23 protein-coding genes are annotated in these 24,199 nt (G+C 44.8%); 4 read left to right on the plus strand and 19 right to left on the minus strand.

From position 1 onward, the window contains the following. The first annotated feature begins 189 nt into the window (after positions 1-189). Entirely contained in the window at positions 190-501 is a 312-nt protein-coding gene (locus NZ043_RS29765; protein ID WP_036607881.1) for a DUF2627 domain-containing protein, read from the plus strand. Positions 502-564: 63 nt separating this feature from the next. Beyond that, complete coding sequence (locus tag NZ043_RS29770) at positions 565-912, plus strand: potassium channel family protein (protein WP_192133999.1); 348 nt, start codon at positions 565-567, stop codon at positions 910-912. A gap of 8 nt (positions 913-920) precedes the next feature. Here NZ043_RS29770 and NZ043_RS29775 read toward each other — a convergent pair whose 3' ends face one another. Further along, positions 921-1,133 (minus strand): hypothetical protein, encoded by a 213-nt coding sequence (locus tag NZ043_RS29775; protein ID WP_339309951.1) that lies wholly within the window; start codon positions 1,131-1,133, stop codon positions 921-923. A 176-nt stretch (positions 1,134-1,309) separates the two neighbouring features. Between NZ043_RS29775 and NZ043_RS29780 the strand changes: the two genes are divergently transcribed. Next, positions 1,310-1,909 carry a thymidine kinase gene (locus NZ043_RS29780; protein ID WP_062835251.1) on the plus strand — a complete coding sequence of 200 codons (600 nt, stop codon included), beginning with the start codon at positions 1,310-1,312 and terminating at the stop codon, positions 1,907-1,909. A gap of 117 nt (positions 1,910-2,026) precedes the next feature. Here the strand turns inward: NZ043_RS29780 and NZ043_RS29785 are convergent, their stop codons facing one another. From NZ043_RS29785 to NZ043_RS29805, 5 genes are all read right to left on the minus strand, one after another. Further along, the gene (locus NZ043_RS29785; protein ID WP_017687614.1) at positions 2,027-2,503 is read right to left on the minus strand and encodes a hypothetical protein; all 477 of its coding nucleotides are present in this window, start codon (positions 2,501-2,503) and stop codon (positions 2,027-2,029) included. Positions 2,504-3,037: 534 nt separating this feature from the next. Then, positions 3,038-3,688: a hypothetical protein gene (locus tag NZ043_RS29790; RefSeq protein WP_036672336.1), complete on the minus strand. Its 651-nt coding sequence runs from the start codon at positions 3,686-3,688 to the stop codon at positions 3,038-3,040. Positions 3,689-3,892: 204 nt separating this feature from the next. Beyond that, entirely contained in the window at positions 3,893-4,930 is a 1,038-nt protein-coding gene (locus NZ043_RS29795) for an NAD(P)/FAD-dependent oxidoreductase (protein ID WP_017687612.1), read from the minus strand. A gap of 159 nt (positions 4,931-5,089) precedes the next feature. Then, positions 5,090-7,066 (minus strand): AraC family transcriptional regulator, encoded by a 1,977-nt coding sequence (locus NZ043_RS29800; protein WP_339309952.1) that lies wholly within the window; start codon positions 7,064-7,066, stop codon positions 5,090-5,092. Between the two features lie 188 nt (positions 7,067-7,254). Continuing rightward, positions 7,255-9,129 carry an AraC family transcriptional regulator gene (locus NZ043_RS29805; RefSeq protein WP_339309953.1) on the minus strand — a complete coding sequence of 625 codons (1,875 nt, stop codon included), beginning with the start codon at positions 9,127-9,129 and terminating at the stop codon, positions 7,255-7,257. A gap of 292 nt (positions 9,130-9,421) precedes the next feature. Here NZ043_RS29805 and NZ043_RS29810 point away from each other — a divergent pair, with 292 nt between their 5' ends. Next, on the plus strand, positions 9,422-10,234 hold the full coding sequence (locus NZ043_RS29810; RefSeq protein WP_091028832.1) for a FlxA-like family protein: 813 nt from the start codon (positions 9,422-9,424) through the stop codon (positions 10,232-10,234). Between the two features lie 185 nt (positions 10,235-10,419). Here NZ043_RS29810 and NZ043_RS29815 read toward each other — a convergent pair whose 3' ends face one another. The 13 genes from NZ043_RS29815 to nusB all read right to left on the minus strand — a co-directional run bounded on the left by NZ043_RS29815 (position 10,420) and on the right by nusB (position 24,059). Continuing rightward, entirely contained in the window at positions 10,420-11,376 is a 957-nt protein-coding gene (locus NZ043_RS29815; protein ID WP_339309954.1) for a GGDEF domain-containing protein, read from the minus strand. A 347-nt stretch (positions 11,377-11,723) separates the two neighbouring features. Continuing rightward, on the minus strand, positions 11,724-12,530 hold the full coding sequence (gene spo0A, locus NZ043_RS29820) for a sporulation transcription factor Spo0A (RefSeq protein ID WP_062835258.1): 807 nt from the start codon (positions 12,528-12,530) through the stop codon (positions 11,724-11,726). Positions 12,531-12,725: 195 nt separating this feature from the next. Further along, the gene (gene spoIVB / locus NZ043_RS29825; protein WP_076215808.1) at positions 12,726-14,054 is read right to left on the minus strand and encodes a SpoIVB peptidase; all 1,329 of its coding nucleotides are present in this window, start codon (positions 14,052-14,054) and stop codon (positions 12,726-12,728) included. A gap of 120 nt (positions 14,055-14,174) precedes the next feature. After that, positions 14,175-15,893, minus strand: coding sequence for a DNA repair protein RecN (gene recN, locus NZ043_RS29830; RefSeq protein ID WP_133385415.1), 1,719 nt, complete (start codon positions 15,891-15,893; stop codon positions 14,175-14,177). Between the two features lie 55 nt (positions 15,894-15,948). Then, the gene (argR, locus tag NZ043_RS29835; protein WP_017687604.1) at positions 15,949-16,398 is read right to left on the minus strand and encodes a transcriptional regulator ArgR; all 450 of its coding nucleotides are present in this window, start codon (positions 16,396-16,398) and stop codon (positions 15,949-15,951) included. Positions 16,399-16,482: 84 nt separating this feature from the next. Then, a complete protein-coding gene (locus NZ043_RS29840) occupies positions 16,483-16,968 on the minus strand; it encodes a hypothetical protein (RefSeq protein WP_076215803.1) in 486 nt (161 codons plus the stop codon). A gap of 84 nt (positions 16,969-17,052) precedes the next feature. Next, a complete protein-coding gene (locus NZ043_RS29845; protein ID WP_074095692.1) occupies positions 17,053-17,898 on the minus strand; it encodes a TlyA family RNA methyltransferase in 846 nt (281 codons plus the stop codon). 22 nt (positions 17,899-17,920) lie between these two features. After that, positions 17,921-19,828 carry a 1-deoxy-D-xylulose-5-phosphate synthase gene (dxs, locus tag NZ043_RS29850; protein WP_339309955.1) on the minus strand — a complete coding sequence of 636 codons (1,908 nt, stop codon included), beginning with the start codon at positions 19,826-19,828 and terminating at the stop codon, positions 17,921-17,923. A gap of 283 nt (positions 19,829-20,111) precedes the next feature. Continuing rightward, complete coding sequence (locus NZ043_RS29855; RefSeq protein WP_339309956.1) at positions 20,112-21,035, minus strand: polyprenyl synthetase family protein; 924 nt, start codon at positions 21,033-21,035, stop codon at positions 20,112-20,114. Then, on the minus strand, positions 21,010-21,267 hold the full coding sequence (gene xseB / locus NZ043_RS29860) for an exodeoxyribonuclease VII small subunit (protein ID WP_017687599.1): 258 nt from the start codon (positions 21,265-21,267) through the stop codon (positions 21,010-21,012). The genes NZ043_RS29855 and xseB overlap by 26 nt, the downstream gene beginning before the upstream one ends. Further along, positions 21,257-22,621 (minus strand): exodeoxyribonuclease VII large subunit, encoded by a 1,365-nt coding sequence (xseA, locus tag NZ043_RS29865; protein ID WP_339309957.1) that lies wholly within the window; start codon positions 22,619-22,621, stop codon positions 21,257-21,259. The genes xseB and xseA overlap by 11 nt, the downstream gene beginning before the upstream one ends. A gap of 10 nt (positions 22,622-22,631) precedes the next feature. After that, positions 22,632-23,489 (minus strand): bifunctional methylenetetrahydrofolate dehydrogenase/methenyltetrahydrofolate cyclohydrolase FolD, encoded by an 858-nt coding sequence (gene folD / locus NZ043_RS29870; RefSeq protein ID WP_017687597.1) that lies wholly within the window; start codon positions 23,487-23,489, stop codon positions 22,632-22,634. A 117-nt stretch (positions 23,490-23,606) separates the two neighbouring features. Beyond that, entirely contained in the window at positions 23,607-24,059 is a 453-nt protein-coding gene (nusB, locus tag NZ043_RS29875) for a transcription antitermination factor NusB (protein ID WP_017687596.1), read from the minus strand. Positions 24,060-24,199: the final 140 nt, after the last annotated feature.

Below are 24,199 nucleotides of genomic sequence, written 5' to 3' on the forward strand. Positions count from 1 at the left end.
ATGATGGCTTAAATCATGGTTTAGCTTATACCCTCTATATGCCATTGTACTCTCCTTAAGCGGTCAACTCAAAGTTTGAAGCAATCACACATGGACAGCCCATGCATTCCAAGCTATGATGGAATCAGGTATGATCTGTAAGCGTAACCTTTATTTAATGTCGACTTTGGCAGAAAGGGTATAATGCTCATGAATACAAGATTGGTCTTTGCGCGATTTTTGGCAATTGTTGTTCTGGTCATCCCCGGTTTAATGGCAATGAAGGGTTTTCTGATGATGAAAGATGCCCTGTTCCTATATTATGCCGAGCACGGGAACGAACTGATTTCACCAGGGTTCCAGTGGCTTTCCTTTGGCGGTGGACTTGTTCTTTTTGCCGCAGGTATGAGTTTTCTGGGAGGCTGGATCTTGTTCCGTGACCGCAAGCGTAATTATGTAGGTCCCCGTTTCCGGTCCAAAAGTGTACCCGAAAAAGCAGAGACGCCCGGAAGGACTCCATGAGTCCGGGCTTTTTTTGTGTGTATACAACACACCGCCTACTTTACATAGACAGGATGGATCATCATGGTATCATTTCTAATCACGTTACAACGATTGCTCAAAGGCATTTTCCATGCGTTCAAAGACCCCAAGTTTCTGGCTCTGTTCGCGTTAACAGCAGCAACGTTGCTGTCAGGCACTTTGTTTTACACTCGTGTTGAAGGTCTGCACTGGATCGATGCGTTATACTTCTGTGCAGTTACCCTGACTACGGTGGGACATCCTGAATTTGTGCCATCCACCGGATTCAGCAAAGCCTTTACCGTAATCTACATGTTTGCAGGCATTGGTCTCACCTTTGCCATGATTGCCAGAATTACAGCAGGTATTCTGTTCCCTCGCAAATTAAAGACAGAAGAGGACCCGGAGTAATCTCCGGGTCATTCGTATAGGGCATCCCGCAGTTTGGTAGACATACGTGATTCTTTGGAAGAAGACTTCAAAATCGTTCTACGCAAGGTAAGGTTACTTGCCTGCAGTCTCTCCGCTTCTGCGAACAGTTCTGCAAATAATACCTGCGCCGCTTCATCTAGAGATCCCTGTTCTTTCAGGCTTTCATATTGCGCTTGCAGTGATGTTAATGCTTCACTCATACTAAACACCTCTTTTCACAACTCCTGTTAATTAGCTGCCGTAACCAATACCTTAACAATCCATATAGTAACACAAAGCTGCGCAGATTAGTTCTGGCTCTTTCCAAAGATTTTGTGGTACTCTGTAAAGGTCGCTTTTTTTGTTGAATCCCGTATGTGAGAGGAGTAGCAGCACCGTGCAAACAGGACGTATTACCGTAATTACTGGACCCATGTTCAGTGAAAAATCCGGTGAACTCATTCGCCGTTGTCAGAAATTAATACAATTTGGCCGTAAAAAGGTTGTGGCCTACAAACCAGCCGAGGATGATCGGTTTGCCCAGGACGAGATCGTAAGCCGAATTGGTTATCGACTCCCTGCCCATTCCATTCCCCGGCAATTAACCCCGGAATCCGTAGAAATGATCTTGAACCAAACCATAGATGCTGATGTTGTTGCATTTGATGAAGTACAATTTTTCAGCAGTGCCATTATGGAACTTGTCTCAGAGTTAGCGTATTGTGGCAAACATGTCATTGTGGACGGACTTAATATGGATTACCGTGGTAAGGAATTCGGATATGTCGGCGGTTTGCTTGCCATGGCAGACGACATTGAGAAACTCTCGGCTTTCTGTGCGGTATGTGGCAGCCCGGATGCAGCCTTTACGCAACGTATCGTCAATGGGGAGCCTGTTACCTTGGGTCCGGTTGTCATGATTGGCGATTCAGAAGCTTACGAGCCACGCTGTCGTTGCTGCTTCATTCCTCCTCACAAAGTTGAATGCTCATCATAATTGCTAAAAGATTTTTGATTTCTTCCAAAAAGGCCCCTTGGGGCTTTTTTTGTTATAGAGCAAACATTCGCACAAAAAAGCACCGCTTCGCAGCGATGCTTCCAGAGTCACTTCCCGCTAGTCACGGGAAACAAAATATTTGTTGGTCATGTAGTAAGCGTCACCACGCGACGTTTCCACCATTCCTTTTTTGGCATCCAAAAATACAATCTCTTTACACTTTGTACAGTACCATTTTGTGCGCTTGTATGGGGATTCCGTCACATAAGCCGTGCCACATTTACAATCAATCTTCATTAATAACTCGGTTGATTTATAGGCACTGGACAAGCGTTCCAGGTTATCCTGCTGCTGTGTAGGCATAATGGTCTGCTGATAATCCGATAAATGATTTTGAACCTTGAAGTCTGCTACCAATCCTGCATTCAATCCAAAAAACTCCTTGCCGATTTCGGTCACGAAGCGCTTCTCATTTCTGTAGCAATCCAGCCACTCAATAATCTGCTTATTAGACAGTGGAACCGTACCCTTGATACCGCTGTTTAAGGTGTAGGTCATGATGTATAAAGTATCGTCTTGTCTACCTGAGTACATTAGAATCCTCCTTCGAATACATTTGCTAATGTACTACAAAAACGCGCATAAATCAAAAAATTCTTATTTCCTGAGCGCATCTCTTCTTATTAAATGGGAAACATTCCACGTTCATCCGCCAAAGACTTACAAGAACTGCATACACCTGAAACATTTCCCTGTGGCGCCGCATAATGCACGACCGATTCAACGTTTTTCTTGCATATGGAACAGTAGTGCCTCCTTTCCTTTTTTGGGATATAGTCCGATAGCTTAACCACGTTTTTGTTCGGTCGGAATCGTTGTAAGAAACCCGGCCATTTCATCTCGCTTCACTCTTTCTTGTTCGTCTACTTCGTAGTCATTTTTTTACTCTGGGCTAAAAATCATCTCGTCTTTTTTTATGTATACGATTCCAAGTTGTGCATGCCTATCTCATAATCTATTCGACGTTTTGAACGTTTTTCCTGTTTTTAATCTCTACACATACAAAAAAAACCGACAGAACCTGCTCTCCTTATTTTCGGAAGAACAGTATTTTAGTCGGTTCCAGCCTTATTTATAAAAAGTTCCCAGAACGTCCAGCTCTGAAGAGCGCTCAATTCGAAATGGATAGATATAACCCTGATTCATTCGGGTAAATTTGCGGCTCCACAGGTCCAGTCCCGATGTGAACTGATAGGCCTGATATATAAACTTGGAGCAGTAATTGCGCTCAATACTGCGCAGATTGGTCTGCAAACGGTAGAATTTTACCTGCTTGTAATGGTCATGTACCCACCCGGCTGCTTTCATGCCTGCCTCATTCAGTCTGGAACGGAATACAATGAAACGATCTCCTTCATAAAACCGCGTAAGATACCACTCTAATGAATCAGCAAATACAGGCCCATAAGGGTGCACATGATACACCTTGCCGTCGAGACCAATAATGCCCATATGCCCGGCGTAATACGTCGATTCCGAGCTTGGCGTGTACACAATATCCCCTGGCTCTAGCTTCATCTCGCCCAACACGTTAATAGGCAAGTCCTGATGCAGCCGTTTGGCTGCTGAACGTTCACGCCGCCCTTCAACCAACAAGCGATGAAGCGCGCCAGCCAGTGCGAGATACATTTCAGACCATTTGATCTTTTTTTTATCAGATCGTTTGAACCACCGCTGGATGAAGGTGAAACCTCGTTGTGGCTGTGATCCCTTTTTCATACGCTGCACTCCACTCTGATCTAATTATTGTGTCTTGATGTCATTCTAATGTTTCTCAGGCTTATTATAGACATTTGGTAGTGTATATACAATTCGGCAGCCTTTGCTTCTCGTAAAATTATGCCTTCTTATTACCCATTTTATGCAAAAAAGATGACTTCGGAATGAACCCGAAGTCATCTTAATATAACCGATCGCAGACCTTCATTCTTCTACAACACCAAGAGCTTTATTTTTCTCCTTAAAGCGACTGTTATGGGAAGAAACATAAGCCACTTTTTCCGCTTCAGGGTCCATGTAAAGCTTTGCACTGTTTACCGCTAAGGCTGCATCAGTAAAAGTACCCGCAATCAGATACAGTTTGCTACCATAATCTACAAAGTCACCCGCGGCAAAAACACCAGGAATATTGGTCTGTAATCTCTCCGTTGTAGTGACATGCCATTCGCCAAGATCAAGTCCCCAATCCCGGATTGGACCAAAGTCACTCTTCATGCCGTGGTTTACAATGACAGCATCGACTTCAAGCAGTTCAGTTTCACCTGTGTCCACGTGTGAGATGGTCACCTGTTCAATCACATCACCACTCATACTATGCAGTGTCTCTACCGCGTAAGGTGTACGAACATCTACAGAGGACTCTCTCATACGCAGTACATTACGCTCCAACCCGCCAAAGCGGTCACGACGATGCACAACCGTAACTTGCTCTGCCAGAGCTTCCAATTCATTCGCCCAGTCCACAGCAGAGTCGCCTCCACCCGAGATCAGCACACGTTTACCGCGGAATGGTTCTAGTTCCTGCACGGTATAGTGCAGATTGCTAACCTCGTAACGGTCTGCACCTTCAAGCTCCAGCTTGGCCATTTTATATATACCATATCCGATTGCCATAATGACGGTACGTGTCCAGTGTTGCTCACCTGTTGCAGAAGTTAACAGAATTGTGCCATCAGGTTGACGCTCGAATCCTTCGATCTGTTGTTCAAATACGAGGGTAGGCTCAAAAGTTCTTGCCTGTTCTTCCAATTGTTTGATCAGATCTTCACACAGAATTGGCGTCACACCCCCGACATCCCAGATCATTTTCTCCGGATAAAAGAGCATGCGACCTCCCAATCTGTCACGTGCCTCAATCAACTTGGTCTTCATATCTCGCATGCCGCTATAAAAGGCAGAGTACATGCCCGCAGGGCCACCGCCGATAATGGTTACATCATAAAGTTCCAACTGCTGATTCATATTAAAAATACCTCCGTTAATTCGATCCAGAACATCGAGTATTTGATATCGATTCTCATTATCACTTAAATCCTAGTGTAATGGTAATCTTATCAAATTACAATGGCTAAAAAACAAACATTTCTTGTACAAAAATTTCACGAACAAATCCGCTCTTTACTATTGGGCTCTTGGAGCCGCCAACAGCTTTTCAACGACAAAATCAATTTGTTTATTGATTGAATAGATATCCGAATAGTAGAAGAAATCAAAATCAATCTCAATTAGGCGACCTTCTTTAACAGCCGGGATGCTACTCCATATTGGATCATCCGTAAGGTTATCTGCCCCTTCATACACCGAACGAAACACGTAGTCCCCGATATATTCAGGCAGTACTTCCATGGATAAATTGGAGCCTCCAGCTTCCGAAACTACATCAATTTTCTTTTGTACCACTTCAGGTGCTTTCATCCCCAAGTATTCATATAGTGCCTGAGATCCTCGGCCATATTGCTTGCTCTCTACAACGACCATACCTTTCAAACCGCCCTCAACAATGGAAACCGTTTTGTCCAATATGCCTGCATCTGCTAGTGTTTGCTTACTCTCTTCGACTTTGCTATTGAGATTATTGATTAATGTCTCAGCTTCCTGCTCTTTGCCAAAAATACTCGCTATACTCTGGAGTCTTTCTTCTGTTGTCATTTTCTCGTATGGAATATATACCGTAGGTGCGATATCCTTTAACAACGTATACGTCTCTTCTGAAGGAACAATGATCAGATCCGGATCAAGGTCAATGACAGCTTCAGGATTCGGTTCGAACCAGGTGCCTAGTGAATTTACACCTTCAAGCTCACTCTTGTAGGCAGCCCCGTTGAATACTTCAGATGTAGCAATTGGCTTAATTCCAAGCGCAACGACGTCTCCCTGGAGATATAGTACAACAACCCGTTTAGGATTTGCTGGAACAACTACGTCACCCTTAACCGTGGAGACCGTGCGTGTTTCATTGTCTTTGTTCGTCTGGCTTCCTGTGTCTGATGATACTGCCGTACTGCTGTTATTGTTGGAACTGGCACCCGTTCCTTCGCCAGCTGCTGGTGTTGTTGCTGTACCTGAAGAGCAGGCTGCGAGGAGCATCGTTATGCTCAATAATGCAACCATAATCATACTGGAACTTGTTTTTCTTCTTTTCATTGGTGTAGACCCTCCGTCTATATATTGATAATGATTCTCATAATCAATATATCCCGACTTCCATCTTCGGCCAATGGACGATTCAGAGATTACCAATGGACGATCCTCTGTTCGCCCCTCTGCTCTCATCTTCCGTTGATATAGAATCGGAGAGATTCCTACATGTTTTTTGAAGATACGACTAAAATAATACACATCCGAATAACCCACTTCTGCTGCAATCTCACTCAGCGTTGCATCAGATCGTACAAGCAGATTACGAGCCTTGGCGATTCGAGTCTGAATTAAATAATCAATCGGACTGTGACCCGTCTGTCGTTTGAATTGCATGGATAAATGACGAGAGCTGTAGTTGAATTGTTCAGCCAGAGAATCAAGCGTGATCTGTTCGCTATAATGGTTCTGTATATAACGAAGTGTTTGTTTCACCGGGTCAGCAAGCTCAGTTTTGATCTCTTGCTCTGTTAGCTGAACCATCATTTCATGAATGAATTGGTAAAATAAACTTTTTGTATGAAGCAGATCCAGACTCCCAGATTGAATCCATGCACCCTCAAGCTCATCAAGGTAACGTAACAACCCCAGCGGACTGCTCGGTGCAAATCCATATTGCAAAGAGAACGGCGCAACTTCCGGCTGTGCCAATAACCACTTTTTACGATAACTAGGAAAGGCAAGGAATGCTCTGTAATAGAGCAGAATATATTCGAACTCTTCGTTGGTTTGGATATCCAGTGAAGATCCTTTCGCCCCATGAAGCATGTAGAACCGCTCTGCCTTGTATGTTTGTCCATCCAACTGAAGCACAGCCGATCCTCGAATCGTATATATAAAACCATTTGCCGGAAGTGTGTAAGAACTCAGTTGTGCCCCTTCCTCCATAACGATTCGGCGTATATCCAGAACCTTAACAGCGGCATGATTCCAGCATTTCATCTGTTCGTCTAATTGCATCGAATACTCTCCAATCCCAGCCTCACCCGGAACAAAGGCCTTACAAGGTCATCATCCTGCCACACATCCGATAACATATGTGTAGCAGAGGTTCACTAATATACCTTTATTATAAATGATAATAATTTTCATTATCAACTGTAATTTGGAGTGGAATTGGATTTCATCTCATCTATCACTTGTTATGCTTATTTGGGTTCAGAGATCTTCGTAAACCACACGGCCAATTCCTCTGTTTGATCCAATGTTGCAATCGGGTCAAAGTACCATGAACGATCCGGGCTCCAGATAAACACACGATCATTTTTAACTGCATCCAGTGAACTCCAGACCGGTTTCGATTTCAACTCTTCCAGTGTCAGATTGTCCGCTGTTAGAATAATGTAGTCTCCGGCAAACTCAGGAATCGCTTCCGACGAAACTTCAACCAGTTGATCCTTCATTAAAATCTCTTTTTTATCTGCAGTAGGATTCAAACCAAGCGCGCTGTAGACTGCCTGACCTCCCCGACCAAAATTATCACCAAAGGCCAACGGTGCTTTATCATAGAACTGCATGACCGACACCTCGGCCTGCGGATCAATCGCCTCATGAACGCGCTTCTTGGCATCTGCAATTCTTGCGTCATAATCGGCTAACCATGCCTCAGATTCTTTTTCTTTATTTAGCACTTCACCGAAATAGGCAATTTCTTCGTGGGTGTTTTTCAATTCACCATAAGGTACAACCAAGGTAGGTGCAATTTTGCTAAAGGAATCAAATAAATCAGGATTACCTGTCACAATGAGATCCGGTTCAAGTTCCAACACCTTTTCGAGAGAAATGGTTTCATATTCGCCAATATTTTGCACACCCTCAAGTGATTCGATAAAATAAGGATTTTTCAGGTTCATCTCCGGTGTACCCACAGGTTTGATTCCCAGGGCGATCAGACTTCCCAAATACAAGTCAACCACAATCCGTTTAGGTTCAGCAGGGATTGTAATATCTCCCTTCACCGTTGAAATTGTACGTGGTTCAGATGTTTTGGTTTGATTATCGGCTGTTACTGTGTTTGTGGAACTTGATGCACTTTTGCTTCCCGATGCATCCCCGCTTGAATTGCTGGCAACACCTGTAGAGCAGGCACTCAGCAGTAACGTAAGACTTAATAGAATACTAAGCAACATTCCCGTTCTTGTCTGTCTGTTCATATTTATTGACCCTCCGTGTTTATATTGATAATGATTATCACCATCAGTATAAACATACCTTTCACTTCCACCTCTGAAAATGTCATTTCGCGCCACACCTGATGTCAGATCAGGCCAATTTAGGGGTGCTGAGGTCTTTTCTTTAAATTGCAGAGGAGAAAGACCTGTATGTTTCTTGAACATACGCCCCAAATAATATCCATCCGGATAACCGATTCCTACAGCTATCTCATCCAACGTGGCGTCCGTTTGCAGCAACATCTCCTTGGCTTTGAACAAACGAAACTGAATCAGATAATCGATGGGACTGGTTCCAGTCGACTGTTTGAACTTGCGTGACAAACTTCTTGGGCTGGTCCCGATCATTTCTGCCAAAACATGAAGTGTAAGTGGCTGGGTGTAGGAAGACTCTACAATTTCAATGACTTTGCTGACCTGATCCTTGATACTTGGATAACGATTGGATATACGAGGAATCTGTGATGAGATCTGCTCCACAAATGCATAGAACAAACTCTTGGCCTGAAAGTGCTGGATAGGGTTCTTTTGATCCCACAAAAAGTGCATCTGTTTCAATTGCTCATATAGAATGGTTGGCATATCGGGGTTAAAGCCATAGTTCATTTGGAACGGATTGATACGCTCCATTAACCTTCCCAGATCGTTTCTCCCTCCACTAGGCAGGTTTGCTTTGTACATCAAGTAATATAGGCGCAATCCGGATTCACCTGCTTGAATCACCAACTTACTCCCTTTTCCCCCATGGAAAATATAAAAGCGACTCACTTCATATGTTTGGTTGTCAATCGTTACTTCAGCGTCACCCTGAATGGTGAGTACAAAGGTACTTGTCGGAAATTTGTATTTCATCTTTTCATATGCCTCTAATTCCATGTAACGGATATCTGTTATGCTCACCGCAGCATAGTTCCAGAGGATATAATAATCATTCCACATTTTACTAACCCATCTCCGTCTACATAAATTGTGTCTGTACTCTACGCACTTATTGATAACCATTATCAATTATTATGATAAAGTACGCAATACAACCGATGTAAATGAATCCATTCAGACGAAAAAAGAACTATTCAAATCCTTCTCTTAACATCCGATATATGTAAATAGAACCATGATAAAGAGTAGAAGGAGAACAGAGGATATGAATTCAATCTCATCTGCAACCAATAGCAGTTTCACTCCCGGGAATCAGGTCTCCAGTCGGGATAAAGAAATTCAGGGACTCATGCAGCAGAAGATCCGGCTCAATGAAGAAATGCAAGGTGTAAAAACCAATGACGAGTTGGATACCAAAACCAAGGCTCAGCGAATTAAATCCTTAACAAGCTCCATATCACAGATCGATAGCCAGATTGCCCAAATTAAAGCTGAAGAGTTGCAAGAAAAGAACAAATTAAGACAGCCCGAAAAGACTCAACAGCAACAACCCCAACCAACCGACGAGACACAAGCCCCTTCACTGGATCACCTGATCAAGCATAGTCAGACTTACGATCAATTGGGTAAGCTGGTCGGTTTGCGTGATCGCATGCAGGGCTCCATTCAGACCACTGAAGGAGAGACGCGATTCGACCGACTCGTCCTGGAGATTAATCCTCCTACAAATGATCTCGATCTCGGCAAATCAATGATGTTGGAAAACTCAGAGCGCACCGTCTTTCAGGCAAAACGAGAGGTTGTTCAGGACATCAATTCTCAGCTCAGCAAGGTCAATCAAAAGATTGGGGATCTGGTGAAAGAGATCCATCAGCCCGTACCTAAAGAGGCAGCACAAACTCCTATCTCTGCAACATCTGGAGAAGAAGATCAGGAGATAAATGAAGGAAAGAAAACGGGAAGTAAGGAGCACCCATCAGATGGCGGAACCACAGATCAGGAATCCGGAAACGGCCCGCAAACTCCCGCTTCTGCATCTCCTGCTGCTTCATATCTATCCATCGATATTCGAATCTGAGTACCCTTTGCTCAAACATACTTATATGTATACATAATGAGGTTGAAGTGTTTTCACAACACAGCACTCGTCTCGCATCCATCGATAGAAAAACCGCTATTACAGGTGACTAACTCCTGATAAGTAGCGGTTTTTCTTGTATCTTTAGCGTTAGTAGTTGTAGCTACTATGAGTATTTCTTATTTCTAGCACGGAGTAATGGCGGAATCATTTGCACAGATGACACTACCGGCAATCGCTTTACAACCTTTTTTGATCCGTGTGGCCTCATCAATAATCTGATCTATGTTTTCATATTTTCGCTTGCTGTTGGTTACAACGGCGATGGATACCGACACAAGAGGGAGCGGCCGATTCAGCCCGGAACGTCCTTCCCCCAGAACATATTGATTATGCCAATCATGTTCGTTGTAAAATATCTTTTTCATTTCCTCAAAACCTGAGATGACTTCCTCACTAATATGTTTGTAATCATGGTGATTCAGGATCGTAATAAAATCATCACCACCGATATGTCCAAGAAAAGCTTCAGGGGGAACAAATAGCTTGTGAAGCAAGTTAGCTGTCGCCTGAATAAGCTGATCCCCCATTTTGAAGCCGTAGCTATCATTGTAGGATTTGAATTGATCGAGATCAACGTACAGTACGCTAAAATGGTCCATCTGAAGAGCCTGAGACAGCCTTTCATTTATGATATGATTACCTGGAAGACCAGTCAGCGGGTTCATAAAAATCGCCATTTCAGCCCGTACATCAGCAACAGCAAGCAGCAAACGGCGAATACTCACAGCTCCAAAGAAACTTTCCCCTGACGTGACCAACACAAGATCATATATTTCCCCTTCATCTCGGTCCATGGCTAGAACACTGACATCTGTAATCTGTTCCGAATAATCCACGACCAGTGCCTGCGTGTTCATCACCAGTTCTACAGGACGTCCCATATACAGATTATAGCCATACTGGGTGCCAATCTGCTGAAAGAATCGGGGCCGCATCATTAATGACACACCCTTCTCCCCCATAACAGCTATACCTTCCAAACTAGGATTGGACTTGAAAAGATGATAGACGATATCACATTTTGTATCAGATTGTACTACAGGAATCGGTTCAGCAATCTTGCCTATTTGCGTAAACATACTATTCTACTCCTCTGTTCGTAGCATCTAATCCGTACTTTTCAAATATATATGTAGGTCTTTGTCAATGGTCACATCGTACCACTTTCTACTTAAAAAAGCGTTAACTGAAAGTAAAAGTTTATGAAATAAAATTTTTATCCCCATGTTCTGTGTTATTTCGTTATGCAAAAATACCGTCATTTACTGGATATCTTAAATCCAATAATTGACGGTATTCGTTGGCATATATTACAGAAGTTTATCGACCTGAAATGAACGAATTCAGACATTGACCCCCAAAATTCATTTGGCTAGAATCTAATCTGAATCCAAAATTTCTTCTCCAATCATTACTCCTGACCCTTTCAGCTTACCTTATGCTCAATTCTCAGCTTGTCAGCAACCATCGCAATGAACTCACTATTTGTTGGTTTCGACTTACTGATGTTGATCGTGTAACCAAACAAGTGACTGATGCTGTCGATGTTACCGCGAGTCCATGCCACTTCAATGGCATGACGAATCGCACGTTCGACGCGGGACGGCGTCGTTTTGAATTTTTCGGCAATCGCCGGATACAGTGTTTTGGTGATGGCTCCCAAAATTTCGATATTGTTATACACCATCGTAATGGCTTCGCGCAAATACTGATATCCCTTAATATGCGCAGGTACACCGATTTCATGTATGATGGACGTAATGCTTGCATCCAGATTTTTGTGTTTGCCCATTGGCACAACATTGGATTTCATGAACATGGATGAACCGCTGCTTGTGGACATCGCGGTCTGTGTTCCAACCAGTTGACGCACACGATTCGCAAGCACTTCCATGTCAAATGGCTTGAGAATATAATAAGAAGCTCCGAGTTGCACGGCACGCTGTGTGATATTCTCTTGTCCGAATGCCGTAAGCATAATGACTTTAGGCTGTGGAGACAGGTTCAGGTTGCGCAAGCGCTCAAGCACACCCAGACCGTCCAGATGCGGCATGATAATATCCAGAATCAATACATCCGGCACATCCCGAGTTTGCTCCAGCAATTGCAGTACTTCTTCTCCATTGTATGCAATACCGGTTACTTCCATATCTTCCTGCTCAGATATATATTCGGCAAGCAAATTCGTAAATTCACGATTATCATCGGCCAGCAATACCTCAATTTTTTGCAAAACGGTATCCTCCTTTAAATTAAACATCGTTTCGTACATTTCCTTACAGGTTAAATTTTCGACACAGCAAGTTAAATTCCTCCTGTCGAAAATTATTTTTCTTTATTTTTTTTTCTTGATCCTATATAATAAATAATTTATTTCATTATCCGATATATTATGTTTGCTTTCGACAAAAAAGAACCTCAGGGCTGTTTAACCAGCCTTGAGGTTCTTATCGTTTTCCTTTTTCATCATAACGCCAGCATCTTGTAACATCCATTCAATGAAGCAACCGTAACCCGATTTTGGATCATTCACGAATACATGAGTAACTGCACCGATCAACTTACCATTTTGTACAATGGGGCTGCCACTCATACCTTGAACGATACCTCCGGTCTTATCCAGCAGTTTCGGGTCCGTGATTCGAAGTACAAGACCTTTTGTTGCTGGCTCGGTTTGATCTGCCACATGAACAATGTCAATCGAGAAGCGTTCAACTTGTTGGCCGTCAACCACGGTAAGTATTTCGGCCGGTCCTTCTTTGACTTCATGAGAAAAAGCGACGGGAATACCTTTCGAATACAGACTGTGCTCAGGATTTCCGGACATTTTACCAAAGATGCCAAAAGCCGTATTACGTTCAATATTGCCCAGAATTTTGCTTTCCTTGAGGAAATGAGCACGTTTTTCACCCGGATCACCGGTCTCACTTTTAGAAATGGACGTCACATTAGACTGAACGATCTGACCACTACCTACAACAATAGATGTTTGTGTGTTCATATCTGTAATGACATGGCCCAGTGCGCCGTATACGCCCTGATCTGGAGCATAGAAGGTAAGTGTGCCAACACCGGCTGCAGAATCACGAATGTACAATCCAAGCCTCCACGCTTGATCCTCGGAGTCATACGCCGGAGTTAATCGTGTCTTCACCGTTTCCTTACCACGTTTCAAAACAACATCAATACCTTTTTTACTTTTCCCTGCAAGTTCAACGGCCTCAGAGACACCTGCCACACCATCAAGGCGTTTACCATCCATATGCGTAATTAGATCTCCGAGCTTAATGCCTGCTGTTTCTCCTGGCGATACACGCTCATCCTGCCCAGAGTGGACCAGATGATGACCTACAACCAGAATGCCTGCCGATTTAACTTTGACGCCAATCGTTTGACCCCCGGGTACAACACGCAAATCCGGTATCACATTCACATGGACTGTTTTGACCGGAATTTTACCCCACAACTTCAACGTTAATTTGGCATGTCCCGTCTGTTGAGGGTGAAGATGCAAAGGTTGTTGCCTGGTAACATGCATCGCTGCCTGATCATCCAAACCAACGATATCAGGACGATCTACAACGGCGCTTGAAGCAGCAGGTACAGCGAGCCGGACATCCGCTTGCCTGCCAGCAAACACTTGCAATTCATCCGGCAGTGAAGCATAACTTTGCACAGGCTGAATGGCCTGGCTAATCACACAAAGAAAGAAGGCAAATAAAAGACCTAGCAATTTCTTCCTGAGGGGGGAATTCAATGGCTGTCACACTCCCTTTGCTTCTTTCGCTTGACGAAAGGTGGTCGCCAATTGCGTACCTATAAGATAACCTCGCCCCCAGGCTTTTATTACTGTCAATCATTACGCCAGCCGTCCGTTTCACCCTTTTTTGGCTTCCGCCAAATTCAGCATTTCCTGTGCGTGATGCAGCGTTTTTTCTGTAATTTCCACGCCGCCCAGCATACGTGCCAATTCCTTCACTCTGCCTTCGTCTGACAGCGATTCCACCTGCGTCATCGTCCGTCCATCGTAGACATGTTTCTCAATGAGATACTGATGATCTGCCATACAAGCCACTTGTGGTAAGTGAGTTATTGAGAAAACCTGACAAGTAGAAGACAAACGGAACAGTTTTTCAGCAATGGATTGAGCTGCTCTACCACTAACTCCGGTATCAACTTCATCAAAAATCAACACAGGTATCCGGTCATGTCGCGCAAAGATACTCTTCATCGCCAGCATCATTCTCGACAACTCACCACCTGAAGCAATCTTGCCAAGTGGTCGTAATGGCTCGCCCGGGTTCGGTGAGATCAGGAATTCCGCATTGTCCGCACCCTGACGATTCAGACGAATACGGCGTCCATTCCATTCAATGCCCTTCGGATCTTCGAAAGGAGTAATCTGAACACGAAGCGTAGTCCGTTCCATTTGCAGATCCTTGAGCTCGCTTTCCACCTGTGCAGCAAGTTCCTCGGCGCATTGTTTACGAACCTTGCTGAGTTCTTCAGCAGATTCCATCACAAGGTTAAGCATTTTGTCACGTTCAGCTCGCAATTTCTCCAGCCGTTCGTCCTTGTTCTCCAGTTGGTCGGTTTCATGGCTAATCTGATCATAATAACTCAGAATAAGTTCAACACTGTCCCCGTATTTCCGTCTGAGGCCAGAAATCAGATTCAGCCTTTGCTCCACTTCTTCCAGCCTTGCCGGATTAAATTCAATCTTCTCCCGGTAATCCCTTAACTGAAATGTTGCATCTTCCAATTGATAAAATGCGGATTGCAGCTGTTCTACGATTGGTTGCAGTCCTTTGCTATCATATCCAGAAATGTCTTCAATTCTTGAAAGGGCAATGCTCACAGCTTCAAGTCCGCGTTGACCACTGAGCAGATCATATGCACCGGCAACACTGTCCATCATTTTCTCACTATGGGATAGTTTGACCCGTTCTTCCCCGAGTAATTCATCCTCGCCTCGTGTAAGGCTTGCTGCTGCGATCTCCTCAAGCTGAAAGCGATACATGTCCAAGAGTTGATATGCCCGCTGACTGGACTCCTGAAGCGCACGCAGTTCTTTTTCAGCCGTGATAAACTTGCTGTAACGCTCCTGATACTTCGCTTTGACAGGTCCTATTACTTCCGAGCCATAAGTATCGAGAAGCCCCAGATGGCTCTCTGCACGCAGCAAACTCTGATGTTCATGTTGTCCATGAATATTGATCAGCTTCTCGCCTACTTCCCGCAGCATGGTCAGATTGACCAATTGCCCATTAATGCGGGACGTACTCTTCCCCTGAGTATTCAGCTCACGTCGAATGACCAAATGCTCTTCCGGCTCACAGTGGATACCGAGCTTCTCTAACGTTAGCCAGACCGGATGACTCTGCTCCATCTCGAACAAGGCTTCCATCTCTGCCTTCTCACATCCGTACCGGATCAGATCAGCTGAACTTCGTCCACCAGCAATTAAGCCAAGTGCATCTATAATAATCGACTTTCCTGCACCCGTTTCACCTGAGAGTACATGGAATCCCGGATGGAATACAACGTCCACTTCTTCCACCACAGCCAGATTTCGAATCGATAACGTAACTAACATCTGCAAAAACACCTCCGGATGACTAACTCAGAAATTATGTTTTTGAACCATTAATTTAAGCAATATAACCCATGATGCGTTCAATAACGGTCACGCTGTTACCTTCAGTCCGGCAGATAATCAGAATGGTATCATCTCCACAGATCGTCCCCATGACTTCATTCCATTCAATATTATCAAGCAAAGCTGCAATGGAGTTTGCTGTTCCCGGCAAACATTTCATCACAACCAGATTGTTTGTGTGATCAATGTGCAGGAAGTTGTCAACGAGTGCACGCTTCAACTTTTGAATCGGATTATATCGTTGGTCTGTTGGTAAAGAGTACTTGTATCTGCCATCATCCATCGGAATCTTGATTAACAGAAGCTCCTTGATATCCCGGGATACCGTCGCCTGAGTCACCTGAAAACCTGATTTGCGTAGTGCTTCAACCAGATCATCCTGGGTCTCAATTTCATTTTGACTAATGATTTCACGAATCTTGATGTGCCTTTGTCCTTTCATACATGCCTCCAGTTAAATGTATTGCAATAAAGCAGCATTTGTAATTCGCCGCAGACTTTGCCCTGCAATGTTTATTCTTTTATATTAGTCCAGATCATCCCCATCATACACATCTTCCTGATAGTCCATGAGCCTGATTAACTTAATATCGGAATCCTCCACGTCAACATACAGCAATCCTTCACAGCCAGGATATAACAACAGATAATTGAGGAAGCGATCCCTTAGCGCAGGGCCGGTCATTTCAATTGGCTGCCTGCGACGAGACGTTTTCACCAGGTATCTGAGATCCTCACGTTCTGCAACATAATCAATGAATAATCTGCTGTAATAAACGGATTCATTGGCCTCAAAAGCCAAAGGAACTTTCATTTTGCCACCGATGACTTCGTAACCCTGTGCTTCAAGCAAATCCAAGGCCGGGGAATCCTGAATCTTCACGTTCAGTTGCATTCCAGACAAGCTTACCGGCATCGGTCGGTTCACCCAATTACGTAAGCCAAAGAACAGCCACAAGATCAAACAGACAGCAAGTACACCTATAACGATTGTGTCATATTGACCATCCATTATCGCTCACCTCGAAGACATATTCGAGGTTCAGTAACGATTTCCCTTTACGTCAATCACCTTTCCAGCGAAAAGAAACCCATCTTATGATGAGTTTCCCGTAAATGTATGAGCTGCTTCCTTCGCAACTTGCTCCGCAAGTGCGTCAAGTGAAGCTGGATCGATCTCTGGTTGTGTGGCCTCTGGTGCTTCCAGACGCCAATGTGCGAGAAATTCTATATTACCTTCTCCACCGGTTATCGGTGAAAAAGTCAAACTCTGCAGATGCAAACCAAGTTGACTGGCAAAATGAAGCATGGTCTGCAATACATCCTTGTGTACCTTCGTATCACGTACCACACCGGACTTTCCTACTTTTTCACGCCCTGCCTCAAATTGAGGTTTAATCAATGCAACGATATCTGCAGGTTGTTTCAAAAGAGCCAGAAGTGGCGGCAATATGATTCGCAGTGAAATGAACGACACATCAATGCTCGCAAAGTTCGGGACGGGTCCCGTCAGATCTTCAGGAGTCACATAGCGGAAATTGGTTCGTTCCATAACAGTAACCCGCTCATCATTACGCAAAGACCAGTCGAGCTGATTATACCCCACATCAATAGCGTAGACGTGAGACGCGCCATGCTGAAGTGCACAATCCGTAAATCCACCGGTGGATGAACCAATGTCGAGCATGACAAGTCCATTCATATCAAGGTCGAAATGACGGATCGCTTTTTCGAGCTTCAATCCGCCTCTGCCGACGTAGGGATGCACCGAGCCTTTAACTTTCAGCTCGGCTTCCCTTGGAATCTTCATGCCCGCCTTTTCGATCGGCTCATTATTGGCATATACCAGTCCAGCCATGATTGCAGCTTTTGCCTTCTCACGACTTTCATAATAGCCCTGCTCAACCAGCAGAACATCAATTCGTTCTTTCGGGAGTGACATGTCTGTCTCCTATCATGTAAATTTACGAAGGAAAACGTGTTTTGGGTATGCCGTAAGATAATTGAACAGCCATCTTGCGCAGTTCAGCACATACATTTTCAACGGTAAGACCCACTTCCTCACGTTGTTCCTTAATACTGCCATGCTCGATGAAGCGATCCGGAATCCCCATCAATTGTACATGAACATCATGTAGTCCCTGTTCTGCATAAAACTCCAGCACTGCACTACCCATGCTGCCTGCTTGGGATGTTTCTTCAAGTACAATCAATTTGGTGCCTCGAACAGCTAAATCACGCAACATCTGCTCGTCAAGAGGTTTGAGGAAGCGAGCGTTGATTACGCCTGCTGTGATCCCTTCCCGCTTCACCATCTCTGCTGCTTCTTCTGCAAGCTGCACCATCGACCCTGAAGCGATGACAGCATATCCCTCTGATGGACGCAGTTGCTCCCATGATCCGATTGGAATCGGAACAAGTACATCATCCAAAGGCACACCGACCACATTGTTTCGTGGATAACGGTAAGCAATTGGACCTTCATTATAATCAAGCGCCGTTTTCATCATGTGGCGCAATTCATTTTCGTCTTTTGGCATCATCAGGACGATATTTGGAATATGGCGCATAAATGCCACATCGTATACCCCTTGATGTGTTTCCCCATCCGGACCAACAAACCCGGCACGGTCAATAGCAAACATCACGTTAGCGTTATGACGGCAAATATCATGTACAATCTGATCATATGCACGTTGCATAAACGTAGAATACACGGCAAAGACCGGCTTCAAGCCTTCCATAGCCAGTGCAGCACACATGGTTGCCGCATGCTGTTCTGCGATCCCTACGTCAATCATGCGGTCAGGAAACTCCTTACTAAAAGGAATGAGACCTGATCCTGTAGGCATTGCTGGCGTTACAGCTACGATCCGCTTATCCTGCTTTGCAAGATCAATTAACGTTTGACCAAACACTTCCGTGTACATCGGTTTTCCAACTGCCTTCAGCACTTGCCCAGATTCAATTTTGTACGGTGAAATCCCGTGCCACTTGTGCGAATCGGCTTCTGCTGGCTGATAACCTTTACCTTTGGTCGTGAGCACGTGAACGAGCACAGGGCCATCAACGTTATCTGCCTGTTTGAAGGTTTCAATCAATTTGGGAATATCGTGCCCATCAATCGGTCCCAAATACGTGAAGCCCAGTTCTTCAAAAAGAACACCTGGTACCATCATATATTTGACACTATCTTTGATCCAGCTTGCCGATTTGGCCAATCGATCTCCGATAGCTGGAATTTTTTTAAGCATCCCCTCGACATCATCTTTTGCTTTCAGATAATGACGATCCGAACGAATCTTGCTCAAATATTTATGCATGGCCCCAACGTTTGGAGCAATGGACATTTCATTATCATTCAGAATAACCATCAGTTTTCTCTGCTCATGACCGATATGATTAAGGGCCTCAAAAGCCATACCACCTGTAAGCGCTCCATCACCAATCATCGCGATAACTTGGTTGTCCTCACCCTTCAGATCACGTGCAAGGGCCATCCCCATCGCAGCGGACAACGAAGTACTGCTGTGTCCAGCTTCCCATACATCATGTTCGCTTTCGTTGCGTTTGACAAACCCGCACAGACCGTTATGTTGACGCAATGTATCAAAGCGATCCATACGCCCTGTCAGGACTTTATGCACATAAGCCTGATGCCCTACATCAAAAATCATTTTGTCTGCTGGACTGTTATAGCAGTAATGCAGGGCTACCGTGAGCTCAACCACGCCTAAGTTGGGTGCGAGATGCCCACCTGTAACAGACAGTTTCTCAATCAGAAACTGCCGGATCTCTGCCGACAAAAGGGCAAGATCATCCTGAGACATCGACTTTAGATCACTGGGTTGTTTAATTTGTGGAAGCAGCACGAGAATCTCCCCGCTTTCCTAGATTGTTTAGTTATTGTTGTAAATCGATATATACATTATGAATCAAATGACATTAAATCATTATAACATAAAAGAACAAGAATCATAATTTACTGCACTATACTCCCGATAACGAGCATTCTCGCCAGCAAGTTATTTAAAATTCTTCTCCATATGTATTCCCGCATCCACTCGGGACAGACTTTTTCCATCTACTCGGAAAAAGGACATTACATTCATTACACGGTTATACAGGTTTTGAAACAGCGCGTTTTATCAGAATCTAATGGTCTCGACTCATCAGGTAATCTGCAATTTCCAGCAATCTGGATGCATCAGGTAACTCAGCTCTTTCAAGTGCGTCTTTTGCAGATTGGGTAAGAGATTTCACCTCAGCTACAGAAGCCTCCATGCCAATAAAATAAGGATATGTTACCTTCTGCTGATTCACATCGCTCTGTGTTTTCTTGCCCATCTTCTGCTCGTCACCCGTCAAGTCGAGAATGTCATCCTGAATTTGGAACGCCAGCCCCAGATCACGGCCAAATACACGCAAGGCTTCCAATTGTCCTTCCGTTGCTCCACCGATTCGTGCTCCAGCAATGAGGGAGAAAACAATCAGGTCACCTGTTTTGTGCAAATGAATATATTGAAGCTGTGCAAGATCAGTCATGCCTTGCTCGCCTTCCATATCCGCAACTTGGCCACCAACCATACCTCTTGCTCCAGCGAGTTCGGACATGTCCTCTACGATGGACAGCAACGCATCTGCCGCCACACCGCTACGGCGTCCAGCTTGAACAATGCTATAAAAAGCATGGGTTAACAGCGCATCGCCTGCCAATATGGCTGTTGCCTCACCATATACCTTATGATTCGTTAATTTTCCCCTGCGGTAATCATCATTATCCATAGCAGGCAGGTCGTCGTGGATCAGTGAATAGGTATGAACCATCTCCACGGCGCAGGCTACCGGCATTGCAGCTGTACGCTGTGCACCGAAGGCTTCCGCCGCAGCAACGACCAGAAGAGGACGAAGGCGTTTGCCTCCGGCCATGAGTGAGTACTGCATCGCATCCGTCAACGATTGGGGTACATCCCAATGATCGGGAAGCGTGTGTTTCAACGCTTCTGTCACCTCAGCTGTGACCTCTTCGAGATATGCTTGAAACGAAGGACGATTACTCATGGACTTCACCGCTCTCATCGTCAGCAGTTCCGAAAGGCTTCTTGCGAAGCTCTCCATCTTCTTCTACGATCATCTCGATCTTACGTTCCACTTGTTCCAGCTTCAGACCGCAAAGTTGCGAAAGTTTCATCCCGCGTTGAAACAGATCGATGGCCTGTTCCAACGGAACATCACCATGTTCCAGCTGACCTACGATGTCTTCCAATGCCGCCATTGCCTCTTCAAAATTCAATTCCGGTTCATTCGCCATGGGTATTGTCGTCCTCCTTCATTCCCCAAACCTGACAGTCCAGCTGTCCGTCTGTTAATTTAATCTTAATTGAATCTCCAGGCTGTACATCCTTCGTGGACTTGATTAATCGCTGTTCCTGCTCGTCATAGACAAGGCTGTATCCCCGTGACATGACTTTAAGCGGGCTAAGCGCATCCAGATGCCGCACAGATGATTTCCACTGTTGATGCTTCGATCTGGTTATAGACCTGATCGCAAGTTCCAGTTGTCTGCGTGCTGCCGCATTCTCACGGCGTGCTGCATTGACCTGCTCACGAGGATTGAATCGTTGCAGTGCTGCCCGCAAACGCTCTTGCTTCTCTCCTGTCCATTTCATACGCGTATCCACTGTTCTCAAAAGCCGTTGGTGCATCATATCCAGTCGTTCGGTGTGTTGCATCAAGGTACGTCTTGGATGAACCAGCACCGGCGAACGCTGTAATCTTGCTAGCCGTTCGCGATTATGTACAGCACGCTGACGCAAGCTATGCTGTAACTGGCGCTGACGTTGTCCGATCTGATCAAGCAACTCAGCTCGATTAGGTACAGCTAATTCAGCAGCTGCTGTAGGTGTAGCCGCACGCAAATCGGCTGCAAAATCAGCAATAGTGAAGTCCGTTTCGTGCCCAACCGCAGAAATGACAGGAATATCCGAAGCAACTATTGCTCTTGCCACAATCTCCTCATTGAACGCCCACAATTCCTCCAGTGAACCGCCTCCACGTCCAACAATAAGTACATCGGCTTCTCCCATCCGATTCAGGTTGCCAATCGCTTTGACGATGGAAGGTGCTGCACCCTTGCCTTGAACCAGAACAGGATACAAAACAACTTTGGCAGAAGGGTATCTGCGCTGGAGTGTGATCATGATGTCCCGCACCGCCGCTCCCGTCGGTGAAGTTACAACCCCGATGGTCTGTGGATAACGAGGGATCTGTCTTTTTCGAGAAGGTGAAAACAATCCTTCTTCCTCGAGCTTTTTCTTCAGCTGTTCGTATGCCAGATACAGACTTCCAATCCCGTCCGGCTGCATATGGGTAGCGTAGAATTGATACTGCCCATCCCGTTCATACACCGAGACATTACCACGAGCAATAACCCTTGCACCCTCCTTCGGTACAAAGGGTAATCGCTGGTTATGGGACGCAAACATAATCGACTTAATCCGGCTGTCCTTGTCCTTCAATGTAAAATACATATGGCCGCTGGAGTGATGTGTGAAGTTCGAAATCTCCCCGCGTAGCCAAACGTCCGACAGGACCTGATCCGATTCTAGTTTCATTCGAATATATCGGTTCAGGTCTTTGATGGAGTAGATCTTTTGATCTGCCACAGACAAAACCCTAGGCCAATCCGTGAGCGCGCTTGGCAGCGATCAATGTATTTTGCATCAGCATTGTGATTGTCATCGGACCAACACCACCAGGAACCGGTGTAATTGGACCAGAAACTTCTTTTACACTCTCAAAATCAACGTCTCCTGCCAGTTTGCCATTCTCCAAACGGTTCATGCCGACATCAATAACAACAGCACCCGGTTTCACAAAATCAGCATCCACAAAATTGGCACGGCCGATGGCTACAACTAGAATGTCCGCCTGGCGTGTAATTTCTTTCATGTTGGCTGTACGGGAATGACACATCGTTACCGTTGCATTCTCACGTTGGAGCAACAGGGATACCGGTTTGCCGACAATATTGCTTCTTCCGATGACTACCGCATGTTTACCGGACATTTCCAGTCCAGTACGCTTGATAAGTTCGATTACACCAGCAGGGGTACATGGAAGCAGACTATCGTCTCCAATAACGAGATTACCAACATTGACTGGATGGAACCCGTCTACGTCTTTATCCACGGCAATTGCATCAATAACCGCTTTCTCTTCGATATGTTTAGGGAGTGGCAGTTGAACCAAAATTCCGTTTATGGATTGTTGATTGTTCAGCTTGTCCACCAGCGCAAGCAGATCTTCTTGGGACGTATCTGCATCCAAGCGATGCACTTCGGAGTAGAAACCGAGGTCGTGACATGCTTTTTCTTTATTACGCACATAGACTTGGGATGCCGGATCTTCCCCGACGAGCACAACAGCCAGACCAGGTACTACCCCCTGTTCGCTAAGCTGTTTCACTTCTGTTGTCATGCTTGCGCGGATCTCTTGGGATACTTCTTTACCGTTAATAATAGATGCTGTCATTGTACTCTCTCTCCCTTATGTGAATATAAATTTAGAGGTTGTTCAAAAAAACCGCTTTTGATTACGAAGGATACTGAAAACCGGTCCTTTTGAACATGCTCCATAGTTAATCATAACTTAAGATAATTTTGCTTTAATCGCGTCAACTTCCTGAATCATGCGTCCAAGTACGCCATTGACAAACTTACCGGATTCTTCTGTACCAAAATATTTGGACAGTTCAATTGCTTCATTGACCGATACCTTTGCCGGGATGTCATCACGGAATACCATTTCATACGTTGACAGTCGTAGAATCTGGCGATCTACACGTGACAGACGGCTAATCTGCCATCCTTTCAAATAATCCACAAGCAGCCCGTCAATTGCTTCCTTATTGTTCCAGGCTCCTTGTACAATCTCAGTAACATAAGTACGCATTACATCTGCATCGCGGATGACCACTTCGGTTTCATTATCTTCAGCAGCTTCATTGATCAACATGTTTACAGCTTCTGCTGCGCCTACCTCATTCATTTCCATCTGATACAGACTTTGTACTGCAATTTCCCTTGCCAAACGTCTTTTCATGTCCTGCCTCCTGCAGCGCTCCGTCTGGAGCGTCATCATGCTTATTTTATAATCCATGCATCCATCTCATCAAATCCTGTATCGGTTAGATCAATGGCTTACACGGTATTGTTATTGTTATCCCTTTTCACAAAAAAAAC

It is taken from the genome of Paenibacillus sp. FSL k6-2145 (assembly GCF_037976585.1).
Classification (GTDB): Bacteria; Bacillota; Bacilli; order Paenibacillales; family Paenibacillaceae; genus Paenibacillus.

Excerpts from the sequence above, each read along its gene's own strand:
- NZ043_RS29775 (WP_339309951.1), bottom strand. The coding sequence starts at position 1,133 with ATGAGTGAAGCATTAACATCACTGCAAGCGCAATATGAAAGCCTGAAA.
- NZ043_RS29840 (WP_076215803.1), bottom strand. The coding sequence starts at position 16,968 with ATGGATGGTCAATATGACACAATCGTTATAGGTGTACTTGCTGTCTGT.
- NZ043_RS29790 (WP_036672336.1), bottom strand. The coding sequence starts at position 3,688 with ATGAAAAAGGGATCACAGCCACAACGAGGTTTCACCTTCATCCAGCGG.
- NZ043_RS29845 (WP_074095692.1), bottom strand. The coding sequence starts at position 17,898 with ATGTCACTCCCGAAAGAACGAATTGATGTTCTGCTGGTTGAGCAGGGC.
- folD (WP_017687597.1), bottom strand. The coding sequence starts at position 23,489 with ATGACAGCATCTATTATTAACGGTAAAGAAGTATCCCAAGAGATCCGC.
- NZ043_RS29855 (WP_339309956.1), bottom strand. The coding sequence starts at position 21,035 with ATGAGAGCGGTGAAGTCCATGAGTAATCGTCCTTCGTTTCAAGCATAT.
- xseB (WP_017687599.1), bottom strand. The coding sequence starts at position 21,267 with ATGGCGAATGAACCGGAATTGAATTTTGAAGAGGCAATGGCGGCATTG.
- NZ043_RS29810 (WP_091028832.1), top strand. The coding sequence starts at position 9,422 with ATGAATTCAATCTCATCTGCAACCAATAGCAGTTTCACTCCCGGGAAT.
- argR (WP_017687604.1), bottom strand. The coding sequence starts at position 16,398 with ATGAAAGGACAAAGGCACATCAAGATTCGTGAAATCATTAGTCAAAAT.
- nusB (WP_017687596.1), bottom strand. The coding sequence starts at position 24,059 with ATGAAAAGACGTTTGGCAAGGGAAATTGCAGTACAAAGTCTGTATCAG.
- NZ043_RS29800 (WP_339309952.1), bottom strand. The coding sequence starts at position 7,066 with ATGCAATTAGACGAACAGATGAAATGCTGGAATCATGCCGCTGTTAAG.
- NZ043_RS29795 (WP_017687612.1), bottom strand. The coding sequence starts at position 4,930 with ATGAATCAGCAGTTGGAACTTTATGATGTAACCATTATCGGCGGTGGC.
- recN (WP_133385415.1), bottom strand. The coding sequence starts at position 15,893 with ATGTTAGTTACGTTATCGATTCGAAATCTGGCTGTGGTGGAAGAAGTG.
- NZ043_RS29815 (WP_339309954.1), bottom strand. The coding sequence starts at position 11,376 with ATGTTTACGCAAATAGGCAAGATTGCTGAACCGATTCCTGTAGTACAA.
- NZ043_RS29805 (WP_339309953.1), bottom strand. The coding sequence starts at position 9,129 with ATGAAATACAAATTTCCGACAAGTACCTTTGTACTCACCATTCAGGGT.
- NZ043_RS29770 (WP_192133999.1), top strand. The coding sequence starts at position 565 with ATGGTATCATTTCTAATCACGTTACAACGATTGCTCAAAGGCATTTTC.
- NZ043_RS29765 (WP_036607881.1), top strand. The coding sequence starts at position 190 with ATGAATACAAGATTGGTCTTTGCGCGATTTTTGGCAATTGTTGTTCTG.
- NZ043_RS29785 (WP_017687614.1), bottom strand. The coding sequence starts at position 2,503 with ATGTACTCAGGTAGACAAGACGATACTTTATACATCATGACCTACACC.